The sequence below is a fragment of the Phytobacter ursingii genome (assembly GCF_001022135.1).
Taxonomy (GTDB): domain Bacteria; phylum Pseudomonadota; class Gammaproteobacteria; order Enterobacterales; family Enterobacteriaceae; genus Phytobacter; species Phytobacter ursingii.
Genome location: NZ_CP011602.1, coordinates 390018 through 410563, shown reverse-complemented (window position 1 = coordinate 410563; position 20546 = coordinate 390018). Strand labels below are relative to the sequence as shown.

Below are 20546 nucleotides of genomic sequence, written 5' to 3'. Positions count from 1 at the left end.
GGCAGCCCTGAGCTGCCGTTTTTTATGCCTGAAAGGCAGAGCTGAATCGGTTTAGCTTCAAGTCATCCTATCAACTATGACGGGTAATCCGGACTTCGACAAGTAATATTTGCCCTCTTCCTGTCCTGCCTCACAAAACATTGCCCTTGACAAAAAGTGACAAAATAATGTGATTTAAATCACACATTTTGACATTGGCCGAGGTATGCTGGAATCACCAAGACGGAAAGACAAGAGGTAAAATTTATGACAGTGAACATTACCAGCAAACAAATGGAAATCACCCCAGCAATTCGCCAACATGTCGCAGACCGTCTCGCCAAACTGGATAAATGGCAAACACATCTTATTAATCCACATATCATCCTGTCGAAAGAACCGCAGGGCTTCATCGCAGATGCCACTATTAATACGCCAAACGGACATCTTGTCGCCAGCGCCAAACACGAAGATATGTATACCGCTATTAATGATTTGATCAACAAGCTGGAACGGCAGCTCAATAAAGTGCAGCACAAGGGTGAAGCGCGTCGCGCCACAACGTCGGTGAAAGACGCGGACTTCGTTGAAGAAGAATAACCTTACAGTATTGAGTTAATCAGCAACGCGCCTTCGGGCGCGTTTTTTATTGACAGAGAGAAAACAGTACAGGTACTTTAGTCTGCACACTCAAAAGGAAATCTCCATGAAACATGTTCCGTTCTTCTTCGCATTCTTTTTTACCTTCCCCTGACCGGGAGGCGATTCGTTTTGTGATAAAGAATGCGAAGACGAACAACAAGGCCTCCCACTCCGGGAGGCCTTTTTTATTGATAACAATTAAGGCAACAACATGACAGCGGATAACCCTTTACTGGATTTACGTGTAAAAATAAGCGCCCTGGATGAGCAGTTACTTTCCCTGTTAGCCGAGCGGCGTCAACTGGCAGTCGAGGTGGGTAAAGCAAAACTGGCTTCTCACCGTCCTGTGCGGGACATTGACCGTGAACGCGACTTGCTGGAACGCCTGATTGAATTAGGTAAAACGCACCATCTTGATGCGCATTATATTACCCGCCTGTTCCAGTTAATTATTGAAGACTCCGTTCTTACGCAGCAGGCACTACTCCAGCAGCATCTCAACAAAATTAACCCCCATTCAGCCCGAATCGCCTTCCTCGGCCCGAAAGGCTCTTACTCGCATCTGGCAGCTCGTCAGTATGCCGCCCGCCATTTTGAGCAATTTATCGAGAGCGGCTGTCTTAAGTTTCACGATATCTTTAATCAGGTTGAAACCGGCCAGGCCGACTATGCCGTCGTGCCGCTGGAAAACACCAGTTCCGGGGCAATCAATGACGTTTACGATTTGCTGCAGCACACCAGTCTGTCGATTGTGGGTGAGCTGACGGTGCCAATTGATCACTGCGTACTGGTATCCGGCTCAACCGATCTGGATAAAATCCAGACCGTTTACAGCCATCCGCAACCTTTCCAGCAATGTAGCCAGTTTTTGAATCGCTACCCGCACTGGAAAATTGAATATTGCGAAAGTACCTCCTCCGCCATGGAACGCGTGGCGCAGGAAAACTCTCCACACGTGGCCGCTCTGGGTAATGAAGCCGGTGGTGCGCTGTATGGATTACAGGTACTGGAGCGTAACCTGGCAAACCAAGCGCAGAATATCACTCGCTTTGTGGTGCTCGCCCGTAAAGCGATTGATGTCTCCGATCAGGTGCCAGCCAAGACCACACTGCTGATTGCAACCGGCCAACAAGCTGGTGCGCTGGTTGAAGCATTACTGGTGCTGCGTAATCACAATCTGATCATGACCAAACTCGAATCGCGCCCGATCCACGGCAACCCATGGGAAGAGATGTTCTACCTGGATATTCAGGCGAATTTACACGCTTTGGATGTGCAAAAGGCCCTTCGCGAGCTGACATCCATTACCCGCTCGCTTAAGGTGCTGGGCTGTTATCCCAGCGAAAACGTCGTGCCTGTCGATCCGGCTTAACGTTCTATAAAGGCTGATTTCTTCACTCCTGCCACTTCCACCGGTAGGGTGAAGATCGCCCCCGAAAGTGGATAATCTGCTACCTCCTGTGCATCCATATTCTCCCGCGTGGTCGTAATAAACAGCGTTTTCATATCAACACCACCAAAGCAGACCATTGTCGGGCAACGCACAGGCAGACGATACTCCGCCAGTTGCTCTCCCTGCGGCGAAAATCGTGCAATACGCCAGCCATCAAACATAGCGCTCCAGTAACAACCTTCCATATCCATTGCCGCACCGTCAGGGATCCCTTCACCGGGCTGAAATCGCCGGAACACTTCACGCGCGCCGGGCTCCCCCTGCTCATCCAGCGGCGTTCGATAGATAACGCCATTTGGCGTATCAGAGGTAAACATCCACTGTTTGTCGTGGCTAAATGCCAGACCGTTATGGCCCTGGATATCACACTGGATAACAGTGGGTTTAAGATCATTATCAATACGCATCAGTAGCGCGCCGTTGTAATCACCCGGCCCCCAGAATGTGCCTGCGTAGAAACGGCCAAGATGATCGGTGCCGCCGTCGTTAAAACGCGCCAGTTGCGGGTTTGACGGATTATCGCACACTTTCTGTACCAGCAGCCCTCGCTTATCTGCGAGCCAGATAGCGTTACGCATCGCGACAATAAAACCGCCCTTCTCCCTCAATGCAAAGCAGCCAACCTCCTCGGGAAAACAAAGCACCGAGTGTTCACCAGTGTCAGGGTGGTAGCGATGGAGCTCACCTTCAAGAATATCGGCCCACCAGAGCGCCTGCTCCTCTTCACTCCATGTCGGGCATTCCGGCAGGTGCCCGGTATAATCAAACAGCAGTTGCGGTTCAGCCATATCTGTCCCTTACAAAGAAAAAAGCCAGCGGTATATGCCACTGGCTTTTCAGTATAAACGGCTTTTTATTTATTGGCGGCTGTCATTCGCCTGGCGCAGCAAGACGCGACTTTCACTCTGGAAGCGCTTGGCATAATCGCCAAACCAGTGCTCTACTTTCCGGAAGCTATCAATAAACGCCTGCTTGTCACCGTGTTCCAGCAGACTAATCGCCTCGCCGAAACGCTGATAGTAGCGCTTGATCAGCGCCAGGTTATTCTCCGATGACATAATAATGTCGGCATAGAGCTGCGGATCCTGGGCAAACAAACGGCCCACCATCGCCAGTTCAAGGCGGTAAATAGGCGACGAAAGTGCCAGTAACTGCTCAAGCTGTACATTCTCCTCTGCCAGATGCAGCCCATAAGCAAAGGTGGCAAAGTGGCGTAACGCCTGGATAAACGCCATATTCTGGTCATGTTCAACGGCGCTGATACGATGCAGACGCGCCCCCCATACCTGAATTTGTTCCAGAAACCACTGATAAGCATCCGGGTTTCGGCCATCACACCATACGACAACCTGTTTCGCCAGGCTACCGCTGTCAGGACCAAACATCGGGTGCAAACCGACAACAGGCCCTTTATGAGCTTCCAGCATCGCCTGCAGCGGCCCGCTTTTTACTGACGCCAGGTCGACAAGGATGCAGTCGTCCGGTAACGGCGGGAGTTGGGCGATCACTTTTTCAGTGATATGAATAGGGACACTCACAATAACCATGCCCGCATCAGCGACGATAGCCTGCGCCTGCGACCAGTCATCTTTTTCCAGAATACGAACCTGGTAGCCAGATAGCGTCAGCATTTTGGCAAACAACTGTCCCATTTGTCCGTTGCCGCCGACAAGTACTACCGGCCGCAGCGAAGGACAAAGCGTTTTGAACCCTTTGTCGTTTTCACTGGAATAGGACTCACGCATAACGCGACGCAGAACATCCTCAATCAAATCCGGCGACACCCCCAGGGCTTCGGCTTCCTGACGACGGGACGCCAGCATTGAGGCTTCACGCTCCGGAACATAGATCGGCAGGCCGTATTTACTTTTTACTTCACCGACCTCAGCAACCAGTGACATACGACGCGCCAGTAGTTCCAGCAACGCTTTATCGACTTCATCTATTTGATCGCGTAACGCGGTCAGTTCTGCAACCATAACATCCTCTTAAGCCAGACGTGCCGCAAGGCTACTGCGCAAGTCATTGCCGATTTCACGCAGCAACGCCTCGGTGGTTTCCCAGCTAATGCATGCATCGGTGACGGATACACCGTATTTCATTTCACTACGCGGCTGCTCGGAAGATTGATTGCCTTCGTGGATATTACTTTCAATCATTAAGCCAATGATTGAACGGTTTCCGTCTTTGATCTGCGCAACAACCGACTCAGCCACTGCAGGCTGGCGACGGTAATCTTTATTCGAATTGCCATGACTGCAATCTACCATCAGCGCTGGCTTGAGTCCCGCCTGCTCCATCTCTTTTTCACACTGAGCGACATCCGCAGGGCTGTAGTTTGGCGCTTTACCGCCGCGCAGAATCACGTGGCCATCGGGATTACCTTGCGTTTGCAACAGGCAAACCTGACCAGCCTGGTTAATACCGACGAAACGGTGCGGCATTGCTGCCGCGCGCATTGCGTTAATCGCCGTTGCCAGGCTACCGTCAGTGCCGTTTTTGAAGCCCACGGGCATCGACAAGCCAGAGGCCATTTCACGGTGAGTCTGTGACTCAGTTGTGCGCGCACCAATGGCGGACCAGCTAAACAGGTCGCCCAGGTACTGCGGACTATTCGGGTCGAGCGCTTCGGTTGCCAGCGGCAGCCCCATGTTGACCAATTCCACCAATAGCTGGCGAGCAATTTTCAGCCCGGCCTCTACATCAAACGAGCCATCCATGTGAGGATCGTTAATCAACCCTTTCCAGCCGACGGTGGTACGGGGTTTTTCAAAATAGACGCGCATCACCAGATAGAGGCTATCGCTGACCTCAGCGGCAAGTGCTTTAAATCGACGAGCATATTCCAGTGCGGTTTCAGGATCATGAATTGAGCAAGGGCCACAGACGACCAACAAACGAGGATCTTCGCCAGCAATGATGCTGGAAATCGTCTGACGAGACTGCGCGATCTGCGCTTCCTGAGCAATGCTCAGCGGAAAAGCGGCTTTCAACTGATCCGGAGTAATCAGAACTTGTTCGTCGGTAATGTGTACGTTATTCAGCGCGTCTTTTTGCATGATGGTGATCCTGTATGACTCGTTTGCGATAGTTATTCCTCAGTGAGGAGGTGACACAATACCATAGTTAGTAAAGAATTCAATCCAAAATACGTACATTTATCTTTACAATACAATTTAAAGCCTCATTAATCGGGAAAAATGTGTAAATAATTTATTACATCTAAAGATCTCTCTGTCCATACAGAAAGTAAGTCTGAGGTTAGATGCTTGCGCGAAAATATCAGGAAGGGCAAGCGATTATGCCGGGGTAACGAGCATTGATAGCAGGGAAGTTGCGCAGGTTTTGACGACGAAGCAACTGTCGCCAGTAAACACGCTGGAGGTAAGAATGTGATTTAGTGGCTGAGATTCCGGATAAACATCTCCTTTCATAATCGTCCGGGTAAATGCAGTTGCTTTCCCCCTCTTCAGACCATAAAAAAAGGGCCAGCCCACAGGCCAGCCCTTTTTAACAGGATGTCGCGAAAGCGAATCTTAGTTAAGACGCTCCTATTAACACACCATAACAAACAACCACTTACCATATAAAACAACTAGTTAAAGTAATTTTTAATGCAATGAATTGCAATGCTATGCAACCTCTGCCGCCATATTGTCGCCAACATACAGCGATAATGGATTGAGGGTTACAGCTTGTTCAAGGTGGTCAGGAGCAAAGTGCGCATACTTCATTGTTTCTCGAATATTGGCGTGTCCGAGAATTTTCTGCAGCACCAGTATATTTCCGCCGTTCATCATAAAATGCGCACCAAAAGTATGACGCAAAACGTGAGTCTTCTGCCCTTCCGTCAGCTCAATGTTCGTTAGTTTGAGCATCTTCTTGAACTCTTGATAGCAGGGCTTAAACATCCTGCCCTGACGTTCGGACAACTCGTCGTACAACCATTTAGGAATCGGAACCGTGCGATTCTTCTTACCTTTGGTTTTGGTGAAGGTCAGCTTGTAGGGAGAAAGTTGGGGGCGTGTAAGCCTCTCGGCTTCTCCCCATCGTGCGCCGGTAGCCAGGCACACCTTAACAATCATCGTAAGATTTTCTTTGCCATATTGTTCACAGGCTCGGAACAGCTCCGGGAACTGAGACAAAGTTAGCCAGGACATTTCTTTCTCAGCTTCTTTGAATACGCGAATCCCGTCCAGTGGATTGGGTAAACTCCACTCCCCTAATCGTCGCAGTTCATTGAACACTGCTTCGAGGTATTGCTGCTCGCGATTGACAGTTATAGGTTTGGCGATCCACTTCGCCGGGTCTTTGTGATAGCCGTTGTCTATTTCACCACGTAATCGACGGTCACGGTAATGAGCCCAATCTTTAGCGGTAAGACGAGATGCAATAGGGTCGCCCAACCCGTTACATACAATTTGAAGCTTAGCTAACCGCGACTTACTGGCGACTAACGCCTGACCGTGCAAATTGTGCCAAAGCTGAATAATCTCGCTTAAGCGTCGGCGGTCTTCTTTCTTGCCGAGCCACGGTTTATCTTCACTCTCGCTTTTGGTAAATGATTCGAATGCCTCGGCCTCACCTTTGGTATTGAATTGACGGCGTATACGCCGCCCTTCCCTACCGTTTGGATAAAGCTCGCATAACCATTTACCATTTTTTTGCTTACTAACTGTCATAGCTACACCGAGGCCGAATTTTATTATTCACAAAGCGCTATGGCTTCACTGAAAACAGGACCAATATCAGCTCGCTCTAATGGATCGTTAGGGTCTTTTTTTAGCACTTCTTTTAAATCTCGCCCTTCCATTTTTCCAGACTTGACGGCGTTCTTAGCCATGCCGCTTAAGGGATAGCGTTCATCCGTATCAATGTCATAAACAAAAACGTAGTGACTATTTACACATGATACTTTTGCATGCTCAAAGGTCAGCGGCCATTTATCACCAAAAGATTTACTATCAATCTCTTTAAACTTCTCTGCGGCTAAGGCTGATGGAGAAAGTGCGATACAGACCATCATTAATAAATACTTTTTCATTACTGCTCCTTATACGTGTTTTTCCAATGTAAGAACTACAGACCCGGCAGGCTTGATGTCTGAAATATTGCATTCAAACTCAGCAGTTTTATTAGACAACCTGACTTTTCCTCCAGGAAGACGAATCACATCAAAAACATCAAGAGCACCGTCGATATCAATTAACCAACGCCCATTGCTTATGTTCGAAGCCGAACGGTCGACAAGCCAAGAGGAGCCCACACCTTCAACAAAAATCAACTCCTCTGAATCAGAGGGTATCATCGAGGGGTCTGGATGCCATGCGCCAGCATCCTTAAGCTCGCCAGATTCAAGGCGGGATTTTTTAATTGAATAACCTGATGTGACCGCTTCCCTGTTTGTTCGCATTTGCCCTTTACCGGTTGCTAACCATTCCAGCGAAACACCGGTATCAAGAGCACAAGTAACCACTACATCACCGGGGAAAAAATCACGCCGTACCCATGTGCTAATCGTTCCAGATGATATACCGAGTAGATCACCAAGCTCCTTTTGCATAGAAAAACCGTAAGCATCAAGGATGCGTCTCAGAACAGGTTTACCACCGGAAGCCATGACCTCTTCATAGAGCGCTTGACCCTTGAGGGTCGCACGAGTTGAGTTTGCTTTTGCAAGTTCCCCTGTTACTAACCATTCTATATCTGCGCCCGTCTCAATAGCACACTCAACAAACACATTGCCCGGCACGCTATCTCTGGCAAGCCAACTACTTATGTTATTGGCATAAATCCCAAGTTTTTCGCCAAGCTCTTTTTGCGAGCTAAGTCCATAAGCCGAAAGGATTCTTTCGATAGCCGGTGCAGCCCCGTCTCCAAATTTAGCCATGTCTCGCCACCAAAATTAATATTTGCCATTGCAAAATTAAATTTCGCGAACTAAAGTGACGTTTATCAACCACGATGCACATCATTGCAGTTCACTACAATCAACAGGAGATAATGCGATATGTCAGATGCAAAATCAATCACGCTGCATGACGCACAAAACTTACAAAATCAAACTGTATTGCTAGACGCTGGTCAGTTCAACGCGCTTGTAACCATGATGCAGCTATCCATGCAAAACATGATTCGTACAGCGATGTTAGACACCATGTCAGTAAAAGACTTCGCCGCCGCCCGTGGCGTTAGCGAGCGTCTGGTCTGGCAATGGATTGATGAGGGCGTCCTTCTCAAAGCTCCCACCAAAGATGTTACCAGCAAAGAAAAAGCCGCTAAGCGTAGCCGCACCCTTATCAACGTCAAAGCATGGCGTGACAAACTGACCCAGCAAGCTATCGATTGCCGTTATATCAACTAACAGTCATCGCTTAACTGAACTTGATTTTGCAAGTTAAAGGGAGTTACAGCATGTTAGATTTTCGTGTTTCGTCACATGCTCATTTTGATGATGCGTGCAGAAAATTCGCGGTCACACATAACGTGAAAGAGCTGGCGGATAAAGCCGGTATCAAGCCGCATACGCTTTACAACAAACTCAACCCGGAACAGCCGCACCAGTTAACGCCGCGCGAAATCTGGACGCTGACAGACCTAACCGAAGATTCGACCCTCGTTGATGGCTTTCTGGCTCAGATTCATTGTCTGCCATGCGTGCCGGTCAATGAGCTGGCAAAAGATAAACTACAAACCTATGTCATGCGCGCCATGAGTGAACTCGGCGATCTGGCGAGTGGTGCCGTTTCTATGGAACGTCTTACCCCGTCTCGGAAGAGCAATATGATTGAGAGCGTTAATGCAGGTATCCGAATGCTCTCGCTATCTGCTCTCGCCTTACAAGCTCGACTCCAGGCTAACCCAGCGATGGCAAGTGCAGTTGATACTGTTAGTGGTATCGGTGCCTCATTCGGTCTTATGTGAGGGGGTTATGTTGAAAACTGAGCCATCTTTCGCATCACTGCTCATTAAGCAAAGTCCGGCAATGCATTACGGTCACGGTTGGATCGCAGGCAAAGACGGCAAGCGCTGGCATCCGAACCGCTCGCAAGCTGATCTACTGGCTGGTCTCTCTACCCAAAAGCAGGGGGGATCATGGCTATCGAAGCTGTTTCCGCGACTGTTCCGTTAAAAGCGGGCCAGCGTCTGACCGGTCTCAATCATGTGGCTGAACTGCGCGCGAAATATTGGGGCGATAGCTGGAAAGAGGTTGAGCGTTTTGTCGATGATATGCGCGATAAACGAGACCCACAATTTGAGGAAAATAATCGGGCGCTGGCCGCTATTTTCTTTCTGGCAAAAATACCGGCGGCTCGTCATGAGCTCGAATTAAGTGAGCTGACTACTGACGAGAGAAAAGCGCTTATTACAGCGATGAATCATTTTCGTGCAGTAGTGAGCTTATTTCCCAAACGGCTAACCATGCCGAATTAATCCAAACAGCAAATTAATGGCGTAAACCCGCCGGGCTTCTTATTGCCCGAAATCAGGAGAGTCAATTATGCGTAATACCGAATCCCGTAATTTTAGCACTGACAGCGATGCGCTGGCCGTATTACTGACAGATGCAAAAAAAGAAGAGCGCAAAGACCGTGCTCTCGCTGTTTCCATCCGACTTGAGGCACTGGCTATCCATATCACCAGAGAGGGTATGAGTGGTACAGAAGCCGCCGAATTGCTGCGACGTGAAGCCACCCGCTTTGAAAACGAATCACAGGAGCTGCACTAATGGCCGACGCAATGGATTTAGCACAACAGCGCGAACTGGAAGACCGGGAACGCCACATCAGTAACGTGCGCAGCCGTATCGCTGCACCTTCCCGTTTTCTCTGCGAAGAATGTGACATACCCATCCCGGAAGCCCGACGTATTGCGATTCCCGGCGTGACCTTTTGTGTGACCTGTCAGGAGGTCACGGAACTCAAATCTAAACATTATCGGGGGGTATGAATTGGCGGTTCAGTTCGCTTATCCGTGGAATACTCCCCGGTCAGCAATAGCCAGTCCGTATCTTACCTATGAGCAACAGCATCGCCGCGACCGTATGTTCGCGGCTTTGCTGCATGCGAGAAAGGTGCTTTCTCTCCAGCCTGAATGTGTGCGTTTCGATATTTCCCGCACTGCTGCAATGCTGGAGCAAAATCAGGGCAGCCAACGAGCCAATGCCTTTTTAATCAGCTTTTGCAAAAAGGCATTGCCGCGTCTGGAACTGGTCGCAAAAAAATACGAGTGCGCAGGTATTAACAGCAACGTATCAGCCACTGTTTTCGGTGGTCATTTTGATACCCGGCTAATGCAATATCTGGCATCACGCATGGTCAATATGGTCGCCAGATATAACCGGCTACCGGATATGTCGCGCGCCGATATTGATTTGCTGGCCGCTGATATTGCTAATTTCATTCGCGCTGAATTAGCAGAGCATGACGACGCTGATTCTGACCTCGGGGAGCTGGCAACGTTACATGGCTGGTACATGCGCGCCGGACTGATGGCACTGCAATTCGGCGTTACCCCGCCTCATTGGGCGGGACTGACAACAAAATACTTTGACCAGGACAAGGCAGCGCCAGCCATCATGCGCATGTTCAGCGATGTATGGTGGCGTGGTCGTTTACGCCGTGTTGCTGCGTCATGGCGGGAGCATCTGCAAATTGCAATCGGCAACGTCAGCAAGAAAAAACACGCCTACGCAAGTAAAAATTGCGTGACAGACTGGCGCGAGCAGAAGCGCCGCACACGCGAATTTCTCAAGGGGCTGGAGCTCGAAGACGAAGACGGCAACCGCATCAGCCTGATTGAAAAATACGACGGTTCTGTCGCTAATCCGGCAATACGCCGTTGCGAGCTGATGACCCGCATCCGTGGGTTTGAAAATATCTGCAATGAGCTCGGTTATGTCGGGGAGTTTTACACGCTGACAGCGCCGTCTAAATATCACGCCACTACCAAAGCGGGCTACCGTAACGGCAAATGGAACGGCGCCAGCCCGTCGGACACACAAACTTATCTCACCAGCCTTTGGGCGCGCATTCGTGCAAAGCTACACCGTGAAGAAATCCGCATTTTTGGCATACGCGTTGCCGAACCTCATCACGACGGGACACCTCACTGGCACATGCTTATGTTCATGTTGCCGGAAGATGTCGAGCGTGTGCGCAACATCATTCGCGATTATGCGTGGGAGGAAGACCGCCACGAACTGAGAAGTGATAAAGCCAAAAAGGCGCGTTTTCATGCCGAGGCCATTGACCCGGAAAAGGGCAGCGCTACCGGCTATGTCGCTAAATACATTTCCAAGAATATCGACGGCTATGCTCTTGATGGTGAAACCGATGACGAAAGTGGTGAGCTCCTGAAAGAGTCTGCCCCTGCCGTTTCAGCATGGGCGGCGCGCTGGCACATCCGTCAGTTTCAGTTTATCGGCGGTGCGCCGGTGACGGTCTACCGTGAGTTGCGTCGTCTGGCTGACACCGATACCGCCCACGGTCTGAGCGTGGAGTTTGCCGCTGTACATGATGCCGCTGATGCCGGTGACTGGGCGGGCTATGTCAATGCGCAGGGCGGCGCGTTTGTCCGTCGCGATGATTTGCAGGTGCGCACGTTGTATGAGCCCCGCACCGGCTTTAACCAATATGGTGAGGAAACTGTCTGCATTCGCGGTGTGTACGATTCCGCTGTTGGCGCAGGAACCCCGATTTTAACCCGGCTCAAGCAGTGGAAAATTGTGCCGAAGCGTGCCGTTGATTTGGCCGTTGACGTTAAGGGCGCTCCTGCGCCCTCTCGGAGTTCTGTCAATAACTGTACGGGAAGCGAAAGCGATCCACCGGAGCTGGATTTATCCAAACCGTTGAGTCGAAGTGAAAGGCGGAAGCTAACGGCCAGACTCAGGGACAAAAAACGGGTCACCAGACGTGATTTTGTCCACGGAACGGATAAACAAAGCGCTGCTATTGACAGAACAATAGACGAGATACAGCTCACGACCGGTGAAACCATCAGCCGGGGTGAGGCCCTGCACCTGATAGCCGGTGGCAAAAGTTGCATAAACGGCAAATGGTGCCGTGGTTCATCAACTGGTGAAATTTTCCCGGCAGCACCGTCACACCGGGCGCAGGCCAGACAAATCTTAAATCGAGTCGCGGGGTTAGCAGCAAAGCAGCACCGAGATGACATTTAATATTCATCGATTTCATTAACATACAGACTAATCACGATTGATAATTTTTCTTTTAATCCCTTGCGCATACGTGATACTGTATGAATATACAGTGATACTTGTGGGAGGGATTTCATGGTTGATGAATATTTCAGCCAAAGACAGAAAAAATGGGCTTGTGTGCAATTCATCGCCGAAGTGTCTCTGATTGCAAACTGCAAACCGTCAGAACTCAAGCTCGCCCTGTCTCTCATTGCTGACCTTGCAAACAGTGAAAATAAAGAACCAGAAGAAGAAGAAGTTTTCTATAAGGCTGAATAGATTATGAGAATCAATATCACGCTGGATAAAGAACAAAAAATAGGTCAGCAGATAGTCGATGCTTTCCAGAATGAATTAACACGTAAGGTGAGATGTGCTTTTCCAACCACACGGGTTACGGTTAAGAAAGGGTCTGTAACTGGCGTCGAACTACTTGGTTTCGATAAGGAGTCAGACCGTGAAGCGCTGGACGGTATCCTTCAGGAAGTATGGGAAGACGAAGGCTGGCGTTAAACATGCTAACCGCGATGGCGCAAAAACTGGCTTTTTGCGTCGTCGGGGTTGAACAACTCGCACTGTGCGAGGCGTTAGAAATTCCCTGTTTTATCCGATAATTTTCATACCTATGGCCGTGCATGCATTAAGTGCATCATTCTGCATGCAGACTTTCCCTCATAATTTGACGATCGCCGCCAGAACTGGTGCGGATCCGATGACCTGTTGCAGTTGCATTAATTCCGACCCACGAAGCGGGCAGGCGAGGCGGGGAAAGCACTGCGCGCCGAGGCGGTTATTATTTTATTTTTTCCGTGCCTGCGCGGGCGCATACCGCGTCAGGATGATGTGAGGTTCGGGGGCGTGGAGTGAGGGGAGCGCGGCGTGTAGCGTCGCTGAGGCGTTCTGGTGGGAGGCATGAAAAAGCCGCCATCAGGCGGCCATTAATGTCTACTCGTCTTTGTCATCCAGGCTGTATTTTTCGAATCGGATGATCTCCTCGCCAGCCCATTCGTTGAGTTCAAGAAACCGCGCTTGCAGCGGCTTGAGTTCGTTGCGCACAAACACCTTTGCCACCTTCTCAACGTCGCCGATTGAGCCCGCCGTCTCGGGCTTGGCTCCCATCAACTGGAACGGGACGCGATGCGCGTCAAGCAGGTCACCGGCGCTGACTTTTTTGATATTAAAAAAATCATCTTTGGTCGCCACTTCCGACAGCGGCACAATTTTAATGCCGTCGGCTTTTCCGTTCGGTGCGTAGAAAAACAGGTTCTTAAAATTGCCGAGCCCTTTCGAGTCCCGCATCGCCTTTCGCAATGCTTCAACATCGGTGCTACTTTGCGCCGCATCCGTCACGTACATGATGTAACCCGCATGCGCCCCGTTCTGGTAATACTTGCGGCGAAACAACGTCGCCGACTCATTCAGCCAGGCCGAATTCAGCGCACTGAGATATTCCGGCATCCCGTACAGCTCCTGGTTGATATCAGGCTCCAGCAGGTGAAAGACTGACCCCGGCGCAAATTGGTGCGGCTGTGTGAAATTCTGAATAAACCAGTAAGTGTCCTCCTCCACGCCCCGACGCGTATATTTCGCCGGTGAGGTTTCATATTTAACCGGCCTGCCTGACAGGCTTAACCGCCTTTCAATAAACGCGTTACCGAAAACGATGTAATCCAGCGCAAAGCGGCTAAAATCCTGACGTGAAAGACGTTCGTGCGGGACAAACGTCGATACCAGAATGTTACGCTTAACGTACATCGGCGAGCTGTGGTGAACGGCGGCGCGCATGCTTTTCGCCAGCCCGGAGAAACTGAGCGGCGGCTCGTACCACTGGCCGTTGTCGATGCATTCCACATAATCAAGAATTTCGCGTTTATCCAGCACCGGCACCGGTTCACCGAAGGTAAACGCCTCCATGCTTTGCGCGGGTGCGGCGGTATGCTGGCGCGCCACCGGAGGGGATTTGCGTTTTTTATTTTTACTCATCAATTAAATTCCAGAATGGAGGAGGATGGCTGGCCGGTCGCGGCGGTCAGCGGTTCGTTAATCAGTACATGCATGGTGGCCCAGGCTAAATCCGCGTGGCTGGCTTCCTCGGTGCGGCTGGCCTCATAGGTGGCGCTGCGCCCGCTGCTGGTCATGGTTTTACGAATGGACATAAACGACTGTGTGATGTCGGTCGCGCTCACGTCGTATTCCAGGCAACCGCGCGTGATGGTGTCTTTCGCCTTGAGCACCATTGCGGTTTTCATTTCCGGGGTGTAGCGGATATCGCGGGCAGCGGGATAGAACGATCGCACAAGCTGAAACACACCCTGACCGAGCCCGGTTGCGTCAATGCCGATGTATTCCACGTTGTATTTTTGCGTGAGCGCGCGGATAGATTCTGCCTGTGTCGCGAAATCCATCCCTTTCCACTGATGGCGCTCCAGAATGCGGAACTTGCCACCGGCAACCACCGGCGGCGCGATAACCACGCATCCGGCGCTGTCGCCACGGTGTGACGGGTCGTAACCAATCCACACCACGCGATGCCCGAATGGCCGGTCGGCGAACGGGGCGAAGTCTTCCCACTCCTCCATGCTGTCGACCATGCAGCGTTGCAGCTCCTCGAACGGGAATACCGACGCCTTATCATCAACAAATTCGCACATAAACAGGTTGCGGAAATCATCGGCGCTGTTTTCACGGCGTAGCGCATCAAGGTCAAACAGCGTACAGCCCCCGGCGAGCGCGTCTTCAATGGTGACAATCTGCCGCCACTGACCATCCGCACACGCCACGCCCCGCGCAAGGGCGGTGTGACTGATATCAATGCTGACCCTCTCGCTGGCGCTGGCACGTCCCCGGTTAAACAGGTCGCCAGACCAGAACGGATAGGCGTCATGCCCGAGTGAGGAAGGGGTTGAAAAATAGGTTGTGCGTAAATGACTTTGTGACGCCATACCGGAGGCGACTTTACGCAGGCGCTGGAAATTGGGTATCCAGAAAATCTCATCGACATACAGGTCGCCGTTATGGCTTTGCGCGGTGTTGGAATTGGTGCCGAGAAATAACAGCTCCGCACCGTTGTTACCGATGACAATCGGGTCGCCGGTCAGGTCAACGTCAACCAGACGGGCAAAGGCGATGATGTATTTTCGGAAGACATGCGCCTGTGTTTTGGACGCGGATAAAAATATCTGGTTATGGCCGGTTTTCAGCGCGCGTAACAGCGCTTCACGGGCAAAGTAAAATGTCGCACCAATCTGACGCGATTTGAGAATGTGCCGGATACGGTGCTCAAGCCCGGCCTTATGCCATCCGAGCTGATAGGCGAAAGACTGGTCAAAGAAAATTTCCTCCAGCTTTTCGACAGCCTCCTCGCTGAAAAAATTCTTTTTCGGTTTTTTGCGATCCCCTTTGTTGCGGTTGGCCACGTTCGGGTTGAGGTCGGCCTCGTTGCCCGTCTGGCCATAGCGGTTAATACGTGCAAAGCGTTCCATCTGGCGTGCCAGAAAATCGGCGACTTTGAAGTCGTGCGCGGTCATATCCGGTTTGGCGTAAAGCTGGATTAACCGTGCTTCTAACGTATTTTCCACACGGTTTAATGGCGCGGTTTCGTCCCATCCATCGCGCTGTTTCCAGCTTTGCACCGTCGGGCGTTTGGTCTGCAACATTTCCGCGATTTGCGGCACGGAAAATCCCTGCCAGTAGAGCAGCGCCGCCTGGCGTCGCGGGTCATTTAATAGTGTCGTGTCGGTGGTGATGGTCATGAATGCCTCGCCGTTGTTGATACATGGCAAGGCTACTTAAGCGGGGGCTGTGATTCGCTAACGTGCTGATGTGTGGGAAGTAAGCCATCCAGGATTGATAGCGGCTGACCGTCTGAGTCGGGAAACTACCCCTGACAAAAACGTGAATCCTTCACACTCAATCAGGACTCCTGACGATGGCAAAAAAAGTTTCAAAATTCTTTCGTATCGGCGTAGAGGGCGACACCTGTGATGGTCGTGTCATCAGCGCGTCGGATATTCAGGAAATGGCCGACAGCTTTGACCCGCGTGTCTATGGTTGCCGCATTAATCTCGAACATCTGCGCGGTCTTCTCCCGGATGGTGCTTTCGCCCGTTATGGTGACGTGGTGGAACTCAAAGCGGAGAAAATCGAAGACGATTCCGCGCTTAACGGCAAGCTGGCACTGTTTGGCAAAATTGCCCCGCTCGACACGCTGGTTGATATGGTGGCGAAAGGCCAGAAAGTTTATACCTCAATGGAAATTCAGCCGAACTTTGCCAACAGCGGAAAATGCTATCTGGTTGGCCTGGCCGTCACTGATGACCCGGCGAGCCTCGGCACTGAATATCTGGAATTCTGCCGCACCGCGAAACACAACCCGCTCCAGCGCTTCAAGGCCAGCCCGGAAAATCTTTTCTCTGTTGCCACTCTGGCTGAACTGGAATTCGAAGACGCCCCTGAAACCCTGCTGAACAAGCTGACCGACTCGGTAAAAGCCATTTTCAGCCGTCGCCAGTCTTCTGATGATGCCCGTTTTAACGACGTCCACGAAGCCGTGACCACTATCGCCGAGCGTGTGCAGACGAGCAATGACACCGCTGAAACGCGTTTCGCCTCGCTGGAAGCCGACCTTGCCGCGCTAAAGCAAAACGTGACCGATGAGGCAACAAAAACAAGCGAACAGTTCAGCACGATCACTGCCACCCTGGACAAAACACCCAGCCATACCCAGCCGCGCCGGAAACTGAGCACCGGCGGTGATGGTGCGGGTGCAACCCTGACCGACTGCTAACCGGCCTCCCCTTTTCAGAACAGGAATACAGACACAATGCGTAAAGAAACCCGTTTTAAATATAATGCGTACCTGAGCCGCCTTGCTGAGCTGAACGGCGTCGGCGTTGAAGACCTCAGCAAAAAATTCAGCGTAGAGCCGTCGGTGACGCAAACGCTTTTTGACAAAATCCAGCAGTCCTCATCTTTTCTCCAGCAAATTAATATGGTTGTGGTGCGTGAGCTGACCGAGGAAAAAGTCGGCATCGACGTTAATGGCACGATTGCCAGCACTGCCGATACGGCGAATGGGGTGGAGCGTAAGACCGCTGATTTTTCAAAAATGGATGCGTACCGCTATTTCTGCCATCCGGTGAATTTCGATTATCACCTCAGCTATAACAAGCTCGACCTGTGGGCGCGTTTTCAGGATTTTCAGATCCGTATCCGCAACGCCATCATCAAGCGTCAGGCGCTGGATTACATCACCATTGGCTTTAATGGTGTCAGTCGTGCGGCGACATCAGACCGCAAGACCCATCCCCTGTTACAGGATGTGGCTGTCGGCTGGTTGCAGAAGTACCGCGAAGATGCGCCTGAGCGAGTCATGAGCAAGGTTGTTGATGATGACGGCAAGGTTATTTCTGAGAAAGTCACCGTCGGCAAAAAAGGCGCGTACAAAAATCTCGACGCGCTGGTTATGGATGCACATGAATCACTGATTGCCGAAATTCACCGCGAAAACCCGGAAATGGTGGTGATTTGCGGTCGCCGTATTCTGACCGACAAATATTTCCCGATGATCAATAAATTCCAGGCTAACAGCGAACAACTGGCCGGAGAGCTGATTATCAGCCAGAAAACCATCGGTCAGTTACAGGCCGTGCGTGCGCCGTATTTCCCGGCCAACAGCATTTTCATTACCACGCTCGATAACCTGTCGATTTATCTGTACGAAGACGGGCACCGTCGCCACATCATCGAAAATCCGAAGCTCGACCAGGTGGAAAACTACGAGCAGGTCAAAGTGGATTTCGTGATTGAAGATTACGAAGCCGGTTGTCTGATTGAAAACATCGACATTCTGGAAGAAGCCGAAGGTGACACTCCGGAAGCGGATATCGCGAAAGTGTTTGCGGCTGAACTGGCCGAAGCCATGAAAACGCTGGCGGCGGGCTCCGCTTCTGTACAGGCCAGCACTGGCGAGGGAGCGTAACGGATGGCGAGCCCCGCACAGCGTCACGCGATGCGGGTCTCGGCCATGACGGCATCGCGGCGGGAAGATAACCCGCTGCGTCATGCCACCCCTTATGAGCAGATGCTCATCAAGCTGGCCGCAGACCGCAGAACGTTAAAAGAAATCCATTCAAAAGAGCGCAAGGCAGAAAAAAAGCGCGAACTGTTGCCGTTTTATCTGCCCTGGGTGACGGGTGTGCTGGAGAACGGCACCGGCACGCAGGATGCCATTTTAATGACGGTCATGTTGTGGCGTCTCGATGCCGGGGATATTCCCGGCGCGCTGGACATTGCCCGCTACGCACTGCGTTACAACCTGTCGATGCCGGAAAATCATCACCGCACCGCGCCTTATATGCTGGCCGAAGAAGTGGCGCTCGCCGCACTGCGAGTCCGTGATGCCGGTCAGCCGGTGGACGCGGCGATCCTCCAGGACACCATCAACCTGACGGGCACCGCAGATATGCCCGACGAGGTGCGCGCCCGACTGTACAAAGTCACCGGGCTGGCGCTGCGTGATGCCGGTCAGCTCACCGATGCCATGACGCATCTGCAACGAGCCAGTCAGCTCGACCGCAACGCCGGAGTGCGTAAGGACATTGAGCGCCTCACGCGCGAGCTGAATCCAAAGCCTGTTGCCGCAAAGCCCGCGTCAAAAACGCCCGCGAAAACCGCACAGCAGAAAAAAACAGTAACGCCGGTGAAACGCGGGCGGGGTCGCCCCCGCAAGGTCACCGGTTAAAAGAATGCGCCCCGCGCCAGGGCGGCACGCCGGTCAATGAAGGTGTTTCACCTTATCAGCGACCGGCGTCCACCGCCCACCTTTTCAGAGGTAGTGATGACGACAGTGATTGTTAATAAAAGTGATGCAGCAACCCCGGCGGGCACGGTTGTTATTCCCGCCCCTGCGGGCGACGAACCGGTCATTAAAAACACGTTTTTCTTTCCCGATATCGACCCGAAGCGCGTGCGTGATCTTATGCGTCTTGAGCAGACCATCGCCCCGGCGCGTCTGCGCAATGCCATCAAAACCGGCATTGCTGAGACCAACGCGGAGCTTTACGAGTACCGCGACAGCCAGATTAAGGCGGGCTTTGCGCGACTGGTGGATGTGCCCTCGGATGAAATCGACGGCGAGAGTACGCGGGTTTTTCACTACGAGCGCGCCGTCTGCGCGATGGCAACCGCCACCCTTTACGAGCGTTATCGCGGCGTGGATGCGAGCGCCAGAGGCGACAAAAAAGCCGACAGCATTGATACCACGATTGATGAGCTGTGGCGGGACATGCGCTGGTCAGTGGCACGAATTCAGGACAAGCCCCGCTGTATCGTGGGGCAAATCTGATGCGGATTTACGCACAACAGGGCGACACCCTTGATGTTATCTGCGCCCGGTATTACGGGCGCACTGAGGGGGTATTCGAAACGGTGCTCGCGGCTAATCCGGGAGTGGCTGAACTGGGCGCGGTGCTGCCTCATGGCACAGCGGTAGAACTGCCCGAAATACAGGCCGCAGCGGTACGGGAAGCGGTGAATTTATGGGACTGAGCATGGAAAAAATCACCTCATCACTGGCGTACTGGATAAGTGTGGCGCTCACCTTTTTTGGTGCAATGACACCGCAGGATTTCGCCGCGTATTTCGGTGCGCTGGGTGTGGTGCTGACGGTCGGTGTTAACTGGTATTACCGACGCAAAAGCTACGCCCTGTTAGCACTCCAGCTTAAACAGAGCCGTCTTACCGGGGAGGCAATGAGCAATGTCATCAATCGTTAAGCGTTGCAGTGTGGCCGCCGTGCTGGCGCTGGCAGCACTGGTGCCTGATTTTCGTTTACTCCATACCTCGCCGGATGGTCTTGCCCTGATTGCAGACCTTGAGGGGTGTCGTCTTCGCCCCTACCAGTGCAGTGCGGGGGTATGGACATCAGGCATCGGCCACACTGCCGGGGTCACACCGAAGCGGGATATTACAGAGCGGGAAGCGGCGCAAAATCTGGTTGCAGATGTGCTGAATGTTGAGCGTCGTCTGGCGGTCTGTGCGCCGGTGGATATGCCGCCACGCGTCTATGATGCCGTGGTCAGTTTTGCCTTTAACGTCGGCACCGGTGCCGCGTGTAAGTCCACGCTGGTTTACTTCCTGAACCAGAAAAAATGGAAACAGGCATGTGACCAGCTCCCGCGCTGGGTTTATATCGATGGCGTCAGAAATACCGGGCTGGAAAATCGCCGCAAGCGTGAGCTGGTCTGGTGTATGAAAGGAGTAAACCAGTGA

General features: G+C 51.9%; 27 protein-coding genes and 1 other annotated feature. Of the genes, 19 read left to right on the top strand and 8 right to left on the bottom strand.

The genetic code is table 11. From position 1 onward, the window contains the following. Positions 1-246 precede the first annotated feature (246 nt). The 3 genes from raiA (at position 247) to pheA (ending at position 1993) form a co-directional block, all read left to right on the top strand. Positions 247-579, top strand: coding sequence for a ribosome-associated translation inhibitor RaiA (gene raiA / locus AB182_RS05475; protein ID WP_047369218.1), 333 nt, complete (start codon positions 247-249; stop codon positions 577-579). Between the two features lie 105 nt (positions 580-684). Next, positions 685-810, top strand: a sequence feature (Phe leader region). After that, positions 686-733, top strand: coding sequence for a pheA operon leader peptide PheL (pheL, locus tag AB182_RS31785; protein ID WP_103245904.1), 48 nt, complete (start codon positions 686-688; stop codon positions 731-733). (Overlaps the previous feature by 48 nt.) Positions 811-832: 22 nt before the next feature. Next, positions 833-1993 (top strand): bifunctional chorismate mutase/prephenate dehydratase, encoded by a 1161-nt coding sequence (gene pheA / locus AB182_RS05470; protein ID WP_047369217.1) that lies wholly within the window; start codon positions 833-835, stop codon positions 1991-1993. Here pheA and AB182_RS05465 read toward each other — a convergent pair. The 6 genes from AB182_RS05465 to AB182_RS05440 form a co-directional block, all read right to left on the bottom strand. Beyond that, positions 1990-2862, bottom strand: coding sequence for an SMP-30/gluconolactonase/LRE family protein (locus tag AB182_RS05465; protein ID WP_047369216.1), 873 nt, complete (start codon positions 2860-2862; stop codon positions 1990-1992). The two genes, pheA and AB182_RS05465, sit on opposite strands and share 4 nt — an antisense overlap. A 69-nt stretch (positions 2863-2931) precedes the next feature. Further along, entirely contained in the window at positions 2932-4053 is a 1122-nt protein-coding gene (gene tyrA / locus AB182_RS05460; RefSeq protein ID WP_047369215.1) for a bifunctional chorismate mutase/prephenate dehydrogenase, read from the bottom strand. A gap of 9 nt (positions 4054-4062) precedes the next feature. Next, on the bottom strand, positions 4063-5133 hold the full coding sequence (aroF, locus tag AB182_RS05455; protein ID WP_047369214.1) for a 3-deoxy-7-phosphoheptulonate synthase AroF: 1071 nt from the start codon (positions 5131-5133) through the stop codon (positions 4063-4065). Positions 5134-5706: 573 nt separating this feature from the next. Further along, the gene (locus tag AB182_RS05450; RefSeq protein ID WP_047369213.1) at positions 5707-6756 is read right to left on the bottom strand and encodes a site-specific integrase; all 1050 of its coding nucleotides are present in this window, start codon (positions 6754-6756) and stop codon (positions 5707-5709) included. Between the two features lie 23 nt (positions 6757-6779). After that, on the bottom strand, positions 6780-7118 hold the full coding sequence (locus tag AB182_RS05445) for a DUF2511 domain-containing protein (protein ID WP_047369212.1): 339 nt from the start codon (positions 7116-7118) through the stop codon (positions 6780-6782). A gap of 9 nt (positions 7119-7127) precedes the next feature. Then, positions 7128-7964 carry a phage repressor protein CI gene (locus tag AB182_RS05440; protein ID WP_047369211.1) on the bottom strand — a complete coding sequence of 279 codons (837 nt, stop codon included), beginning with the start codon at positions 7962-7964 and terminating at the stop codon, positions 7128-7130. Positions 7965-8084: 120 nt separating this feature from the next. On the opposite strand from AB182_RS05440, the gene AB182_RS05435 reads away from it, so the two are divergent. From AB182_RS05435 to AB182_RS05400, 9 genes are all read left to right on the top strand, one after another. Continuing rightward, positions 8085-8438 (top strand): regulatory phage cox family protein, encoded by a 354-nt coding sequence (locus AB182_RS05435; protein ID WP_047369210.1) that lies wholly within the window; start codon positions 8085-8087, stop codon positions 8436-8438. A 50-nt stretch (positions 8439-8488) separates the two neighbouring features. Next, the gene (locus tag AB182_RS05430) at positions 8489-8998 is read left to right on the top strand and encodes a phage regulatory CII family protein (RefSeq protein ID WP_047369209.1); all 510 of its coding nucleotides are present in this window, start codon (positions 8489-8491) and stop codon (positions 8996-8998) included. Between the two features lie 7 nt (positions 8999-9005). Beyond that, on the top strand, positions 9006-9206 hold the full coding sequence (locus AB182_RS30265) for a phage filamentation protein Fil family protein (RefSeq protein ID WP_071845839.1): 201 nt from the start codon (positions 9006-9008) through the stop codon (positions 9204-9206). After that, entirely contained in the window at positions 9170-9508 is a 339-nt protein-coding gene (locus AB182_RS05425; RefSeq protein ID WP_047369208.1) for a DUF5347 domain-containing protein, read from the top strand. Before AB182_RS30265 ends, AB182_RS05425 begins: the two co-directional genes overlap by 37 nt. A 67-nt stretch (positions 9509-9575) precedes the next feature. Beyond that, positions 9576-9803, top strand: coding sequence for a DUF2732 domain-containing protein (locus tag AB182_RS05420; protein ID WP_047369207.1), 228 nt, complete (start codon positions 9576-9578; stop codon positions 9801-9803). Further along, positions 9803-10024 carry a TraR/DksA family transcriptional regulator gene (locus AB182_RS05415; RefSeq protein WP_047369206.1) on the top strand — a complete coding sequence of 74 codons (222 nt, stop codon included), beginning with the start codon at positions 9803-9805 and terminating at the stop codon, positions 10022-10024. The genes AB182_RS05420 and AB182_RS05415 overlap by 1 nt, the downstream gene beginning before the upstream one ends. Position 10025: 1 nt before the next feature. After that, a complete protein-coding gene (locus AB182_RS05410; RefSeq protein WP_071845838.1) occupies positions 10026-12254 on the top strand; it encodes a replication endonuclease in 2229 nt (742 codons plus the stop codon). Positions 12255-12368: 114 nt separating this feature from the next. Further along, on the top strand, positions 12369-12554 hold the full coding sequence (locus AB182_RS05405) for a hypothetical protein (RefSeq protein WP_032419998.1): 186 nt from the start codon (positions 12369-12371) through the stop codon (positions 12552-12554). Positions 12555-12557: 3 nt separating this feature from the next. Continuing rightward, complete coding sequence (locus tag AB182_RS05400) at positions 12558-12788, top strand: DinI-like family protein (protein ID WP_047369205.1); 231 nt, start codon at positions 12558-12560, stop codon at positions 12786-12788. 432 nt (positions 12789-13220) lie between these two features. Here the strand turns inward: AB182_RS05400 and AB182_RS05395 are convergent, their stop codons facing one another. Then, the gene (locus tag AB182_RS05395; RefSeq protein WP_047369204.1) at positions 13221-14258 is read right to left on the bottom strand and encodes a phage portal protein; all 1038 of its coding nucleotides are present in this window, start codon (positions 14256-14258) and stop codon (positions 13221-13223) included. Beyond that, a complete protein-coding gene (locus AB182_RS05390; protein ID WP_047369203.1) occupies positions 14258-16027 on the bottom strand; it encodes a terminase ATPase subunit family protein in 1770 nt (589 codons plus the stop codon). The genes AB182_RS05395 and AB182_RS05390 overlap by 1 nt, the downstream gene beginning before the upstream one ends. A 176-nt stretch (positions 16028-16203) precedes the next feature. On the opposite strand from AB182_RS05390, the gene AB182_RS05385 reads away from it, so the two are divergent. The 7 genes from AB182_RS05385 to AB182_RS05355 all read left to right on the top strand — a co-directional run bounded on the left by AB182_RS05385 (position 16204) and on the right by AB182_RS05355 (position 20546). Then, positions 16204-17061, top strand: coding sequence for a GPO family capsid scaffolding protein (locus AB182_RS05385; protein WP_047369202.1), 858 nt, complete (start codon positions 16204-16206; stop codon positions 17059-17061). Between the two features lie 36 nt (positions 17062-17097). After that, positions 17098-18255, top strand: coding sequence for a phage major capsid protein, P2 family (locus AB182_RS05380; protein WP_039078144.1), 1158 nt, complete (start codon positions 17098-17100; stop codon positions 18253-18255). A gap of 3 nt (positions 18256-18258) precedes the next feature. Next, positions 18259-19017, top strand: a complete 759-nt coding sequence (locus tag AB182_RS05375) for a phage terminase small subunit (protein ID WP_047369201.1) — start codon at positions 18259-18261, stop codon at positions 19015-19017. A 96-nt stretch (positions 19018-19113) separates the two neighbouring features. Beyond that, entirely contained in the window at positions 19114-19620 is a 507-nt protein-coding gene (locus AB182_RS05370; RefSeq protein WP_047373189.1) for a head completion/stabilization protein, read from the top strand. Next, entirely contained in the window at positions 19620-19823 is a 204-nt protein-coding gene (locus tag AB182_RS05365) for a tail protein X (RefSeq protein WP_047369200.1), read from the top strand. Before AB182_RS05370 ends, AB182_RS05365 begins: the two co-directional genes overlap by 1 nt. Beyond that, the gene (locus tag AB182_RS05360; protein WP_047369199.1) at positions 19814-20050 is read left to right on the top strand and encodes an HP1 family phage holin; all 237 of its coding nucleotides are present in this window, start codon (positions 19814-19816) and stop codon (positions 20048-20050) included. The genes AB182_RS05365 and AB182_RS05360 overlap by 10 nt, the downstream gene beginning before the upstream one ends. Then, complete coding sequence (locus AB182_RS05355) at positions 20034-20546, top strand: lysozyme (RefSeq protein ID WP_047369198.1); 513 nt, start codon at positions 20034-20036, stop codon at positions 20544-20546. The genes AB182_RS05360 and AB182_RS05355 overlap by 17 nt, the downstream gene beginning before the upstream one ends.